Below are 12,330 nucleotides of genomic sequence, written 5' to 3'. Positions count from 1 at the left end.
CCGACGCACCCTCCCGCGCACCGCGGGGAGGGTGACTATTTCCCAACACGTACCGGTTCAGATACAGCCGGTCGGTTTGGGCAGACCGGCAAAGCGGCAAGCCTGCTTACCGGGGCCGTAGGGGAACAGGGCATACAGGTACTTGCTGTTGCCTTTCTCCTTGCCCAGTTTCTTGCCGACCGCCTTGGTCAGAACGCGTACCGCGGGAGCGATCTGGTACTCTTCATAGTACTCGCGCAGGAAATTAATGATGTCCCAGTGCTCTTCGGTCAGCTCCAGGTCATCCTCTTTGGCCATGACTTCTGCCACACCTGGCTCCCAATCGGACAGATTGGTCAGGTAACCCTCTTCATCCGTCTCAAAAGACTTGCCGTTGACTTCAATTGCCATGATTCACTCTCCAGTAAAGTACTCGTGTAAAAAATTCAGTTGGTTGTGACCAGGAGTCTGTCGGACTTAACACTGATCTGCTGCGGAAAATCCGGATTTGGCCATATTTTCCGATCTTTCTCGTTTAATAGGTCCACTATTGGCCTCGAAAGATCGAAAAATCTGTCTCAAATCGGCTTTCCCTCGCTACGATCGGTCAAGCCCGACAGACTCCTACAGCCACGCATTCACCTTGTCATGCGCCGCCGCCAGATCAACAAAGCCGGCATAATCGACTACCTCTATGCCTTCGATCACCCGATCTTCCGCCATACCGCGGGCCTTCAGATCCGGGCCCAGAACGTACAACTTCATCTTCTGGGCGGCCTCTTTCATCCGAGGCTCTTTCGCCGCGCCCTTGAGCGCGGCGTAAATACCATCCTCGATCAGCAGCAGTGCGCTGCCCTCGCTGGCCAGGCTCAGACAGCTGTCGAGGGAGTTCTTCTCGTAAGGTGATTTATTTACCGTGTGTAAAATACTCATCTTGCCCACCTCTTAGAAACTGAAGATGACGTCTTGGTCATCCATAAGGTCCGCCAGGGCCTCATCGCTCAGGACTTCCACATCGACAATCAGGTCATCCTTGCTGATGCCGCGCGCATCCATCGCGGTTTTGGAGACGTACAGCTTCTCGACGTCATACATCTCCAGCGCCCGGTAGGTGGGTGAGAAGTTCTTCATGCCGATTCCAGCGGTCTCCTGACCCTTCTTCAGCTGGTAGATACCGTCGTCGCTGAATACCAGGCTCACGTCCTGATCAAATGCAGCGGCAATCAACACCACCTCCAGCGACTCCAGGGCGTATATGGAACCATACGGGGCACGCCGGTTGACGAACATGAATTTCTTGACGACCTCGTCGTCCATCATCTCTTCTTCGGACATCTCTCTACCCCTTCACTTAGTCGCCGAACACAACCAGACGCTCTGCCTGGATGCCGGCCTCTACCAACTGGCCAAGACCCGAGATGCGGAAGCCGGGCGCGATGTTCTCGGCATCTTTGCCGTTACGCTTGGCTTCGCCCTCATCCACAATACCGCGCCGCTGCGCGGCCGCCACACAGACCACCAGGTCCAGGTCGTACTGCGCGGCCAGCTCGCTCCAGCGATTGACGATATTACGGTCGTCCTGGGGCGGCGTGGTCAGTTTGGTCGCGTTGTTCACACCGTCGTGGTAGAAGAAGACGCGGAAGATCTCGTGCCCCTTCTCCAGTGCGGCCTTGGTGAACTGATAGGCCGAATCAGCCGCCTGGTGCTGATAAGGACCTTCGTTTACTTGAATCGCAAATTTCATTATCGATTCCCTTATAGCCAATCAACTTAGAAGCGGATGTGTGCGGATGCATTCAGATTCGCACGACTTCCACGCCAGTTATCGATATGGTACTTGGTGAACGGCAGTCCGGTCTTCTCAAAGAAACGCGGCCAGCCGATACGCTCCGCCCACTCACCGATACGCTCGTAGTCCTTGGCATCTTCCTTGTAGACACGGAGGATGTTCTTGACTATCGCCGACACTTCCGGCCAGCGTGGCGGGTTGTTGGGGATACCCGCGGCGACCAGCTTGTGGAAGGTCGGCTTGGAGCGGGCATTGGAGTTCTTGCCACCCACCCAGATGGCGAATTTGGAGTGCTCCGGATCGTTGATCTGCATCGGCGGACAGGGCGGGAAGCAGGCGCCGCAGCAGATGCACTTGCGCTCATCCACTTCCAGGGTCGGCTTGCCGTTGACCACGGCGGGGCGAATCGCCGCTACCGGGCAGCGGGCCACCACCGAGGGGCGCTCGCAGACGTTGCCGACCTGATCGTGATTGATCTTGGGCGGCTTGGTGTGCTGGATATTGATGGCGATGTCGCCCTGGCCACCGCAGTTGATCTGGCAGCAGGAGGTGGTCAGACGTACCCGGTTGGGCATCTCTTCGCGAATGAACTCTTCGTGCAGCTCATCCATCAGCGCCTTCACCGCACCGGAGGCATCGGTTGCCGGGATATCGCAGTGCAGCCAGCCCTGGGTATGGGAGATCATGGAGACCGAGTTACCGGTACCACCGACCGGGAAGCCCTCTGCCAGCAGCTTGTCGATCAGCGGCTGCACCTTGGACTCTTCCGAAACCATGAACTCGATATTGGAACGGATGGTAAAGCGGACATAGCCTTCCGCGAAATCGTCGGCGATATCCATCAGCTTGCGAATGGTGTAGACATCCATCTGACGCTGGGTGCCGGCACGCACGGTCCAAACCTCATCACCACTGTGGGCCACGTGATGCAGAACGCCGGGACGCGGACGGTCATGCCACTTCCAGTTGCCGTAGTTCTTCTTCAGGACAGGGTGCAGATAGGGCTCGATCTCTGGTACGCCTGTCTCGTCGGGCATGCGAGGTGCTTCAGCCATTGTTACCTCCAAAAACTCTTAGTATCTGAATCTGTTGTTGATACCGGAACCGGTCCGGTTCGTCGGCCCGCCGCCCTGCGGCGGGCCTTCACCTTTAAAAAATCACTGGGCAGCCTGACGCTCTTTCCACTTGGCTGCCTCGTCATCCCAGCCATCGGTACGGATGTACGGGTTGGTACGCGGCTGATTGATCATGTTGGGATCGATTTCCAGACCCAGGCCTTCCAGGAAGTTGGTCAGGCCGATACGCTCGATCATCTCACCGGTGCGCTCGTGCTCCAGGGCGTTCTCGGCAAAGAACTCGAGGATCTCGGTGCTCAGCTCTTCCAGCCACTCGAAGTCCTCGTCGCTCTCCAGCTTGTGGAAGGGGATGATCACGGTGCCCATCAGATCGCCGATCTTCAGGGTACGCTTGCCGCCCACCAGGATGCTGACCCCGCGGTCGTCACCCGGGGAGAGGGCCTTGGTCATGACGTTGATGCAGTGCATGCAGCGCACGCAGTTGGGGTTGTCCACCGCCAGGGTGTCGTCATCGTTCAGCGACAGCGCCTGGGTCGGACAGCGGGTGATGACGTTGTCGATCACGTGCTTGCGCCCCTTCTTGGCGACGAACGCCTGCACCTCGGCCTGATCCACCTTCATGTCGTCACGCCAGGTGCCGATCATGGAGACGTCGGCGCGCTGGATCGAGTTCATGCAGTCGTTGGGGCAGCCGGAGGCCTTGAACTTCAGCTTGTACGGCAGCGCCGGGCGGTGCATGTCATCCAGGTTGGCGTTGACGCAGGTGCGCATGGCGCGGGCCTCGTCGTAGCAGGACTGCTCGCAACGCGCGGAACCGACGCAGGACATGCCGGTGCGCACCGCCGGGCCGGCACCGCCCATGTCGAAACCCATCTGGTTGAGGGCGTCGAAGGCCGGTTGGACGTTGTCGGTGGTGCAGCCCTGGAACATGATGTCGCCGGACTGGCCATGGAAGGCGATCAGGCCGGAGCCGAATTTCTCCCAGATGTCGCAGAATTCGCGGATGGTTTGGGTGTCGTAATGCATGCCCGGAGGCGGCATGATGCGCAGGGTGTGGAATTCGGCGGCGGCCGGGAACTTGGGTTTGTTGTTCTCGTCCTTCAATTCGGTAAAGCGGGGAATAACACCACCACCATAACCGATCACGCCGACCGTGCCGCCCTTCCAGTAACCCTTCTTGGTCTCGTAGGAGGTCTCCAGCTGGCCGAGCAGGTCAACCATCATATCGTTGTCTTTGGCCAGGCGCTTGAGTCCGCTTACGAAGCTCGGCCAGACGCCGCTCTCCAACTGATCAAGCATGGGGGTATCATGCATCGGTTTCGCCATCAGTTATTCTCCCATTGATCTCGATTTATATAGTGCTTACCTGCTCACCCTCGGTAGCGGCGGCATGTTGAACCGACAACCTTTGCTGAGCGGGAAATGCGGGACCTGTCACCCGGCTTGGGCCACACATCCTTATTCCAGAACATGGAGAGCATTTTAGGATTCACTTATGCAGCAAAAATACCCCGCTAATGGGGGGGAGCGGTATAGAAAGGCATATCCACTATGGGATATATGATAATTTGATAATATATGAAAACAATAAGCAACTAACTTTCTATATCCATATAAATCAACCAGTTGCGACCCTATTTTTTATCGGTTTTGATTTTGTTTGGCCGGTTTTGATAGTGCAGTGCAGCATATCCCCTGTGCCAATTTGGGCTTGCTTGAGGCACAATCCCTGGGGTTCAATAATTGTCCAAGCGGATTACTTGGGTACTTAGGGCCTGCGCAAGAATAATTCCGTAGTACCGAGGGCGTTCCTGGGCCACGCCGGCAAGGCACGCTTTGCAGGCAATGGCTGTTCCCTTGGCAAAAAGCGTAACGCCGCCAGCGGGGCCCAGGGGCGGCCGAATACAGGAACTTATCTTGCGCGGGCCCTTTTAGGCCCCGGATTCGGACCGCATGATACGCCCTGTCACCCTACTGATATAGAGGTACCCCCATGCTCCTGTTGAGTGAGGTCCTGATACAAAGTCCCGAGGTGGACTCTTTTGCGGAGCTGATCGAGGTGATCAGGATCCGCCGCCAGTCGGAGATGTTTTTCCGCATCGATGTCAAACCCCCGTTCAGTGACACGCCTGAGGATTGGGAGGATCGCCTGGAAGCCGCCTTTACCTAAGCCGTCCCTACTTTAAGGAAACCTATCGCGTGAAATACCTGCAGACCGAGACCATCATGGGTGATAACGACTCCGCCGAGGATGCGGTACCGTCCATCCAGAAGATAGAACTGCGACTGGCCGACCTGCAGCAGCGGCTGGCCGATCTGGACAGCAACGCCCCGCAGGCCGAGCGGCTGCAACTGGAACTGGACAGCGGCTATGCCCTGCTGGAGCTGAACCGGTTTGACGAGGCAGCGGCGCTGGCCCATAGCCTGTTTGAGCGCGCCCTGGATGCCCGGCTCTGGCAACATGCCGTCGAGGCCTGCGACATCCTGTTTCAGTCCGAGCAACCCGACTCGATCGTCGCTCTGGCGCACGGTATCTGGCTGGGCGTCACCTTCCCCATCGACCCGGAGCTGACGGTCGCCATGTTGCAGCACCTGATTGACGAAACCCCCGACCGCTCCGACGGGGCCGCGGTCGCGGCGGCCGTGGCCAACTACATCGTCGACCTGCGGGCCGACGAACAGAGCCGGGAGAACCTGCTGTTCTTTACCAATCAGCTGCTGGGACAGGTGGCGCGCCGCCACAGTCAGGTGGAGGAGCAGGAGATCTTCAATTTTTGGGTGCACCAACTGGAGTTGGATCAGCCGGATAAATTTCTGCCGCGCCTGGCAAAGGTCCTGGAAGTTCTGGTGAACGACCGCTGGTGGTTTGACCGGGACGCCCTGCGGGCGTTGATCCCGGACTGATCGGGAGACGATGATGTATTGGGAAGAAGAGAGCAACGACGAGGGCTTCAGCGTCCCCGAAGCGGTGATCGATCTGCAGTTCCGCATCGGCTGCCCGACGCTGCCGGTCGACCATGCCTGGCCGCTCGCCCAGGCGATTCAGCAGCATCTTCCCTGGTTTTTGCAGGAGCCGCGGGTGGGACTGCACCTGATTCACTGTGCCGAATCCGGTAACGGCTGGGAACGGCCCGAAGACCAGGGTGCGCTGCTGCACCTCTCCAAGCGGACGCCGCTCATTCTCAGACTGCCGGTGGAGCTGGCCGCCGAGGCGGGAAAACTGGCGGGAAACACCCTCGACATCGCCGGCCATCCGATGGAGATCCAGCAGCCGCGCCAGAAACCGTTGGCCATGACCCGTTTTCTCTATGCGCGCCATATCGCCGCCGATCCGGGGATAGCGGAAGAGCAGTTCATCGCCTGGGCGGTGGATGAACTGCAGGGGATGGGGCTGCGCTTCAAGAAGATCCTGTGCGGCAAGGCGCACACCCTGGAAAGTCCGGACGGCCCGATCCACACCCGCAGCCTGATGGTGGCCGAACTCTCCTATGAAGATGCCATCACCCTGCAGGAACAGGGACTGGGACTGCACCGCACGCTGGGATGCGGCCTGTTCCTGCCGCAAAAATCCTTTTGACCAGGTAACTACTCACCCGGTCCGTAAGTGATTGGCCTGCCTTGTTGGCCGATCTTGGTCCAGCCATCGTGTGAGGCCAACAAGGCAAGCCAATCACCCCGTGAGTAGTTACTTGATCAGTACCCAAACCCTTCGTAAAAAACTATTTTATTTTTTACGGCAGCCCCTATAACATATAAGTTTTCGTTAATATCCTTAATTGACCGCCATCAAGATTCCCGTGACACCACCCGACCTGAGGTGACTGGGGATGGCGCTATAACAATACCGGAGGTAAGCAATGTCCTACGAACTGAACGGCAACACCATAGAGGCCACTGACAACGGCTATCTGGTGAATCACGAAGACTGGAGCACGGATCTGGCAGGCGTTATTGCTGAAGCGGAAGGCATTAACCTGTCGGACAAGGCCTGGGAAGTGATCAACTTTCTGCGCGACGAGTACTTCAACAATAACGGCAATCAGCCCAATGAGCGCAACATGGTCAAACACTTCAAATCGGTGTGGACCGAGCTGGACAAGGTGGATGCCAAGACCCTGTATGAACACTTTCCGATGGGCCCGGCCAAACAGGCGGGCAAGATCGCCGGCCTGCCGGAAACCAAGCGCAAGGGCGGGTACTAAGGGCTCGCGCAAGAATAAGTTCCGGTATTCGGTCGCCACTGGACCCCGCCGTCGGCGTTACGCTTTTTGGCAAGGGAACAGCCATTGCCTGCAAAGCGTGCCTTGACGGCGGGGCCCAGTGACGCCCTCGGTACTACGGAATTATTCTTGCGCGAACCCTAAGCTGCCAACGGCAGTGATGCCAACGGTAGTGATGATAGCAGAGCGATTCCTGTCATCACTGCCGTGTTTTTCCGGCGCTTGACCATCTGTCGCTGGCGGACGGCACTCATAGCTTCATCCTGATCGCCGTAGCGGAAATCCACTGCCCAGATGCAGCCCAAACTATCCCGCGGGCCGGGCATCACTCGTCCTCGCCCTCCGCCTTCGGCCCCCAGCGCGCTTCCAGCTCCGCCAGCACCTTGCTATGGGAGATGATTACCACCTCATCCCCTTTCTGCAGTCTGCTGTCGGCATCCGGCAGGATCAGGTGCTCGTTGCGATACATGAATATGACCCGGCTGCCGTGCGGCAGATTCAGTTGATCGACGGTGTCTTGATCCCGCTCATGCACGACGAATGAGAAGATTCTCGCCTCGCCCTTGACCACCGCCGACACCTCCAGCGCGTTCTGTCCGGCGCACATATCCGCCAGATAGCGGGCGATGGTAGAGTCCGGGACAATCACGTCGGTCAGCCCCAGTTCGATACAGATGTGCTCATAGGAGGGATCTTCAATCCTGGTGATAACACGCTTGTACCCCAGCGAGCGTCCCACAAGGCTGGTGATGATATTGTGCTGGTCGTCGCCGGTAAGACAGAACAGGAAATCGGTCGATGCCGGGTCGGCCTCCCGCAAAATGGCCGGTTTACTCCCATCTCCATGGATAAATCCCGCCTCAAGATCGCTACTCAGCTCCTCGATACGTGACTTCTCTTTCTCGACAATCACCACCTCGTAGCCAGCGTCGAGTAGTTGCCGGGCGGTCAGGCTGGTGAGTTCGCCAGCGCCGATAAATACCGCTCTCATTGCACCTCCTTGCGTCGGCCAAACCAGTTGCGCGGATACAGGACCACCAGTAAGGCGATGATTTCCAGGCGTCCGGCCAGCATGTCAATACAGAGCACGCCCTTGAGCAGGGGTTCCAGTCCGGGGCGGGTGATGCCACTGCTCAATCCCACCGTGCCGCTGGCGGATACCACCTCGAACAGGGCATCGAGGGGATCATAGCCCATCACCACGAACGGTAGCCAGGAGACCACTACCAAACCGATAAAAAGAATGATCAACTGCAGGGCTCGCAGCACATCATCGGACTCCAGCTTGCGTCCGGCAAGATAGGGTTCGGCCACCGCATGCGGCGGCATTCCGGTTCGGCGAATCATCAATTGCAGCAGGCGCAACAGGATGAGAAGGCGCAGCAATTTAAACCCGCCGGCTGAAGAACCGACACTCCCCCCCAGCAGCATTGAAACGATCATCACCACCTTTGAGGCGGCGTCCATCCCGGTGATGCTCATGGTGCTGAAACCGGTGGTCGTCTGGGCCGAGACGCCCATCATAAAGCCGTGGTACCACGACAGCTCCCGCCCCTGGAGCCAACCCAGTCCGCTCAGCAACATGCCAATCACAAGAGCGGCGGCCAGCAGGCCGCGCAACTCCACGTCGCTCAGCAATACACCCAGGCCAGCGCGCCGGCCGGCGTGCGCCGCCCGCCAGTACAGGGGCAGCGAGACCGCGCCCAGAAAAGCGATCAACATCACCGCCACAGCGGCCGGACGGGATGCCAGTCCGGCCAGGCTGTCCGGATAATTGGAAAAGCCGCCCGTGGAGACGGCCGACAACACCTGCAGTAGTGCCTGGAAGCCGGTACCGGTCAGCGCCCAGACCAGTGCCAAGCCAACCAGGGTCAGCGACACGTAGACCATGAGACTATGACGCGCATGGGTGCGCGCGGTGGCCACGAGCGTCTCGCCGCTGCCTGCCGGATCAGAGAGCCGCCGGGCCGCGGCCTGATGCCCCATGAGCAACGCGACCGAGAGGACGACGAAGCCCAGGCCACCATACCACTGCATCCAGGCACGGGTGAACAGCAGCGTGGTGGAGCGCATCTCAATGTGGGTCAGGGTGGACAGTCCCGTCGTGGTGACACCGGACACCGTCTCGAACAGGGCGTCCACGAACGGCACCCCCGATCCCATGATCGGCCAGGACATCAGCAGGGAGGCACCGAGAAACGCCAGCGCTGTGACCGTGAGGGCCTCGTTGCCCTGGATGTGCGGCGGTGCCGGCAACCGCGCAAACAGGCCGCCCAGCAGAAACAGCGCGGTGCACAGCAGGCCATAGCGCCACAGCATCGCGTCATCTCCCGCGACCAGGGCCACGACCATGGGGACCAGCGTCAATAGCGCCAGCAGCAGTGCCAATTGCCCCAGGTATTTCAGCACCACCGGGCCGCGAATCGCATAGGTCAATACCGTGCTTCGCTCATCCGACATCACTGTTTCCTGCAGCGGAAAATAGGATTGTGGGTAATCGACCGCATCGTATCACACCGGTAAATCCCGGCGAGCCCTTAGCGGTACCACGAGATGAAATTGGCCTCGAGCGGCACCCGCGCCTCGGCATGCAGCGGCACAATGCGGGCGGTGTAGGCCTCGACCGGCCGGTCGGCCGGCACGCTGCCGCGATAGATATAGGCCGTGGCGGTCACGGCCAGCGATTCGCCGCGTTGCAACGCCTGTTTGACCGGCTGGCGGCCCGGCGCCGGATCGGCATACAGCTCCACCGACACCGCCTGCGGCGGCATGTCGTCGAGATAAACCTGGACCTCAAAACAGTAGCCGCTCTCGGTCCGGTTCGATACGACATTGCCAAAATGCATTCGCGCCCAGTGCTGCTGCAGCTGGCCGTACCACTGGTGCAGCTCATTGGCCACCTCGACTGTGCGCCGCCGGTAGGCTTCGGCCAGCGGGATGTAGTGCATCTCCACGTATTCCCGCAACATCCGGTTGCTGGAATATTGCATGGTCAGCTGCACCATGCTTTCACGCATACGGCCGACCCATTCCCGCGGCACCCCCGATTCATCACGCCGGTAAAAACAGGGAACCACCTCCTGTTCCAGTAGCTGGTAGAGCTGCTCCGCCTCCGCCCGGTCCCAGCCGGCAACGTCATCGTGTTCGCGGCTGTCGCCCAGCGCCCAGCCCACCTCCGGGGTGTATGCCTCCGCCCACCAACCGTCCAGTTCCGACAAATTGATCCCCCCGTTGACCAGCACTTTCATGCCGCTCGTACCGCTGGCCTCCCAGGGCCGGCGCGGTGTATTGATCCAGACATCCACGCCCTGAACCAGCTGCCCGGCAACCACCAGATCGTAGTCTTCCACGAAGGCCACCCGTCCGCGTAACTCGGAACGCCCGAAAAAATCCTGCCACTGACGCAACAGCCGTTTGCCTTCCATATCCTGCGGATGAGCCTTGCCCGCGATCACCAGTTGGACCGGCCGGTCACGGTGACTGAGCAGGCGCAGCAGGCGCTCCGGGTCCTGCAACAACAGGTTGGTACGCTTGTACTCGGCGAAGCGGCGGGCAAATCCCAGTGTCAGGACATCCGGCTCCAGCGCTCCGGCACCTTCGCCTGCCTGTTCACCGGAGGCACCACGCACCCGCAGCTGGCGCACCAGCCGTTCCCTCAGAAAGGCGACCAGCCGCTGGCGCCCCTCCATACGAAAGCGCCACAACTCCTCATCTTCCAGTTGTCGCAGTGCCGCATCGAGCGTCTGCAGGGTGCCGCGCCAGCGCGCCTTGCCGCAGGCCCTGGTCCATAATGCATCCGCCGCCGCCGAGTCCCAGCTCGGCATGTGCACGCCATTGCTGACATGACCCACCGGCACCTCATGGCGTGGCCAGCGGGGAAACAGGGATTGCAGGATACCCCGACTCACCTCTCCGTGCAGACGGCTGACCCCGTTGACGGCTGCCGCCCCGCGTACCGCCAGGTAGGCCATGTTGAACGCTTCACCGGCATCGCCGGCGTGGCGTCGCCCCAGCGCCAGGAGCTCCTCCATCGGTACCCCCAGCTGTGTAGCGTAGTCCTTAAAGTATCGGGCAAACAGCCGTGGGGGAAAACGGTCAAAACCCGCGACTACCGGGGTGTGCGTGGTGAACAGATTACCCGCCCGCGTGGCGCACAGGGCCACTTGGAAGGATTCGCCTGTGCGCCGCATAAAGTGGCGGGCACGTTCCAGGATCGCCAGCGCGGCGTGCCCCTCGTTGAGATGGCAGACCGGACAATCGATTCCGAGCTGCGCCAACAGGCGCCAGCCGCCGATCCCCAATACCATCTCCTGTTGCAGGCGCAACTCCGGCCCGCCGCCGTATAGCTCACTGGTTATTCCGCGATCGCCCGGCCCATTGAGCAGCGTATTGCTGTCGAGCAGCAGCAGGGTGCGGCGCCCGACCTGTGCGCGCCAGCTACGCAGACTCAGTGTCCGGCCCGGCAATTCGATCCGAACATGGACCCATTCACCATCGTCACCACGCAACGGCACCACCGGCAGCATGGTCGGATCGTTGTAGGGATAGAACTCGATCTGCCCGCCCTGGGCGTCCAACGCCTGACGGAAATACCCCTGCTGGTAAAGCAGGCCGATGCCGACCAGCGGCACATCCAGATCGCAGGCGGTTTTCAGATAATCGCCCGCCAACACCCCCAGCCCCCCGGAATAGATCGGCAGTGACTCACTGAGGCCGAACTCCATGCTGAAATAGGCGATCTGGCCGCTGAAGGTGGCGCCGTAGCGGGACGTGAACCAGGCCTCCGCCTGGAAATGTTCCTCACGGGCGGTGAGTTGCCGCTGTAACGCCTGGAGAAAGGTTTGGTCATGTGCCAACTCGTCCAGACGCCGATCGGACACGGATTCGAGTATCAACCAGGGATTTGCCGTCGCCCGCCACAGGTCGGGGTCCACCGCGCGCCACAGGTCGTCCGCGCCATGGTTCCAACTCCAGCGCAGATCCAGGGCCAGGCTGGCGAGGCCGTGCAACGCTTCCGGTAGGCCGCGGGGTAGATAATGACCCATCTGCATGTGGTGATTCCTTATACCAACACGACGAAGTCCGCTCGCGACGAGCGGCCTCAACCATTAATCATCGCGGGGCACACGGGTTGCCCTGGAGCGCTATCCCATTGCATGTCTCCGCTTAACGATAGATGTTAGTGATTGGAGGCTCGACATACCATGCCCTGAGTCACCCACGGCGATGACTTTGTGCTATATTAATCCGAACTAATATTTGATGA

Annotated in this window: 13 protein-coding genes; 4 read left to right on the top strand and 9 right to left on the bottom strand. The window is 59.8% G+C overall.

Annotation, left to right across the window (positions count from 1 at the left end):
- Positions 1 to 57 precede the first annotated feature (57 nt).
- The 6 genes from O9K64_RS06890 to dsrA all read right to left on the bottom strand — a co-directional run bounded on the left by O9K64_RS06890 (position 58) and on the right by dsrA (position 4,170).
- On the bottom strand, positions 58 to 390 hold the full coding sequence (locus tag O9K64_RS06890) for a TusE/DsrC/DsvC family sulfur relay protein (protein WP_275097334.1): 333 nt from the start codon (positions 388 to 390) through the stop codon (positions 58 to 60).
- Between the two features lie 213 nt (positions 391 to 603).
- Positions 604 to 912, bottom strand: coding sequence for a sulfurtransferase complex subunit TusB (tusB, locus tag O9K64_RS06885; RefSeq protein ID WP_275097333.1), 309 nt, complete (start codon positions 910 to 912; stop codon positions 604 to 606).
- Between the two features lie 12 nt (positions 913 to 924).
- Positions 925 to 1,314 (bottom strand): sulfurtransferase complex subunit TusC, encoded by a 390-nt coding sequence (tusC, locus tag O9K64_RS06880; RefSeq protein WP_260291327.1) that lies wholly within the window; start codon positions 1,312 to 1,314, stop codon positions 925 to 927.
- 16 nt (positions 1,315 to 1,330) lie between these two features.
- Complete coding sequence (gene tusD / locus O9K64_RS06875) at positions 1,331 to 1,723, bottom strand: sulfurtransferase complex subunit TusD (RefSeq protein WP_260291328.1); 393 nt, start codon at positions 1,721 to 1,723, stop codon at positions 1,331 to 1,333.
- 26 nt (positions 1,724 to 1,749) lie between these two features.
- Positions 1,750 to 2,823, bottom strand: a complete 1,074-nt coding sequence (gene dsrB, locus O9K64_RS06870; RefSeq protein WP_260291329.1) for a dissimilatory-type sulfite reductase subunit beta — start codon at positions 2,821 to 2,823, stop codon at positions 1,750 to 1,752.
- 102 nt (positions 2,824 to 2,925) lie between these two features.
- Entirely contained in the window at positions 2,926 to 4,170 is a 1,245-nt protein-coding gene (dsrA, locus tag O9K64_RS06865) for a dissimilatory-type sulfite reductase subunit alpha (RefSeq protein ID WP_275097332.1), read from the bottom strand.
- A 667-nt stretch (positions 4,171 to 4,837) separates the two neighbouring features.
- On the opposite strand from dsrA, the gene O9K64_RS06860 reads away from it, so the two are divergent.
- The 4 genes from O9K64_RS06860 to O9K64_RS06845 all read left to right on the top strand — a co-directional run bounded on the left by O9K64_RS06860 (position 4,838) and on the right by O9K64_RS06845 (position 7,046).
- Positions 4,838 to 5,014, top strand: coding sequence for a sulfur relay protein DsrC (locus O9K64_RS06860; protein WP_275097331.1), 177 nt, complete (start codon positions 4,838 to 4,840; stop codon positions 5,012 to 5,014).
- A 29-nt stretch (positions 5,015 to 5,043) separates the two neighbouring features.
- A complete protein-coding gene (locus tag O9K64_RS06855; protein ID WP_275097330.1) occupies positions 5,044 to 5,748 on the top strand; it encodes a hypothetical protein in 705 nt (234 codons plus the stop codon).
- A 13-nt stretch (positions 5,749 to 5,761) separates the two neighbouring features.
- Positions 5,762 to 6,421 carry a type I-MYXAN CRISPR-associated protein Cas6/Cmx6 gene (gene cas6 / locus O9K64_RS06850; protein WP_275097329.1) on the top strand — a complete coding sequence of 220 codons (660 nt, stop codon included), beginning with the start codon at positions 5,762 to 5,764 and terminating at the stop codon, positions 6,419 to 6,421.
- Between the two features lie 280 nt (positions 6,422 to 6,701).
- Positions 6,702 to 7,046 carry a TusE/DsrC/DsvC family sulfur relay protein gene (locus O9K64_RS06845; RefSeq protein ID WP_275097328.1) on the top strand — a complete coding sequence of 115 codons (345 nt, stop codon included), beginning with the start codon at positions 6,702 to 6,704 and terminating at the stop codon, positions 7,044 to 7,046.
- A 343-nt stretch (positions 7,047 to 7,389) separates the two neighbouring features.
- Here the strand turns inward: O9K64_RS06845 and O9K64_RS06840 are convergent, their stop codons facing one another.
- From O9K64_RS06840 to glgP, 3 genes are all read right to left on the bottom strand, one after another.
- Positions 7,390 to 8,055 carry a potassium channel family protein gene (locus O9K64_RS06840; RefSeq protein ID WP_275097327.1) on the bottom strand — a complete coding sequence of 222 codons (666 nt, stop codon included), beginning with the start codon at positions 8,053 to 8,055 and terminating at the stop codon, positions 7,390 to 7,392.
- Positions 8,052 to 9,524, bottom strand: coding sequence for a TrkH family potassium uptake protein (locus tag O9K64_RS06835; protein WP_275097326.1), 1,473 nt, complete (start codon positions 9,522 to 9,524; stop codon positions 8,052 to 8,054). Before O9K64_RS06835 ends, O9K64_RS06840 begins: the two co-directional genes overlap by 4 nt.
- Before the next feature lie 77 nt (positions 9,525 to 9,601).
- The gene (gene glgP / locus O9K64_RS06830) at positions 9,602 to 12,115 is read right to left on the bottom strand and encodes an alpha-glucan family phosphorylase (RefSeq protein WP_275097325.1); all 2,514 of its coding nucleotides are present in this window, start codon (positions 12,113 to 12,115) and stop codon (positions 9,602 to 9,604) included.
- Positions 12,116 to 12,330 lie beyond the last annotated feature (215 nt).

It is taken from the genome of Sedimenticola hydrogenitrophicus (genome assembly GCF_029017505.1).
Lineage (GTDB): Bacteria > Pseudomonadota > Gammaproteobacteria > Chromatiales > Chromatiaceae > Sedimenticola > Sedimenticola hydrogenitrophicus_A.
The sequence above is the reverse complement of the archived record's forward strand: the minus strand, read 5'-3'. Positions and strand labels throughout refer to the sequence as shown.

Excerpts from the sequence above, each read along its gene's own strand:
- O9K64_RS06890 (WP_275097334.1), bottom strand. The coding sequence starts at position 390 with ATGGCAATTGAAGTCAACGGCAAGTCTTTTGAGACGGATGAAGAGGGT.
- tusB (WP_275097333.1), bottom strand. The coding sequence starts at position 912 with ATGAGTATTTTACACACGGTAAATAAATCACCTTACGAGAAGAACTCC.
- tusC (WP_260291327.1), bottom strand. The coding sequence starts at position 1,314 with ATGTCCGAAGAAGAGATGATGGACGACGAGGTCGTCAAGAAATTCATG.
- tusD (WP_260291328.1), bottom strand. The coding sequence starts at position 1,723 with ATGAAATTTGCGATTCAAGTAAACGAAGGTCCTTATCAGCACCAGGCG.
- dsrB (WP_260291329.1), bottom strand. The coding sequence starts at position 2,823 with ATGGCTGAAGCACCTCGCATGCCCGACGAGACAGGCGTACCAGAGATC.
- dsrA (WP_275097332.1), bottom strand. The coding sequence starts at position 4,170 with ATGGCGAAACCGATGCATGATACCCCCATGCTTGATCAGTTGGAGAGC.
- O9K64_RS06860 (WP_275097331.1), top strand. The coding sequence starts at position 4,838 with ATGCTCCTGTTGAGTGAGGTCCTGATACAAAGTCCCGAGGTGGACTCT.
- cas6 (WP_275097329.1), top strand. The coding sequence starts at position 5,762 with ATGTATTGGGAAGAAGAGAGCAACGACGAGGGCTTCAGCGTCCCCGAA.
- O9K64_RS06845 (WP_275097328.1), top strand. The coding sequence starts at position 6,702 with ATGTCCTACGAACTGAACGGCAACACCATAGAGGCCACTGACAACGGC.
- O9K64_RS06840 (WP_275097327.1), bottom strand. The coding sequence starts at position 8,055 with ATGAGAGCGGTATTTATCGGCGCTGGCGAACTCACCAGCCTGACCGCC.
- O9K64_RS06835 (WP_275097326.1), bottom strand. The coding sequence starts at position 9,524 with ATGTCGGATGAGCGAAGCACGGTATTGACCTATGCGATTCGCGGCCCG.
- glgP (WP_275097325.1), bottom strand. The coding sequence starts at position 12,115 with ATGCAGATGGGTCATTATCTACCCCGCGGCCTACCGGAAGCGTTGCAC.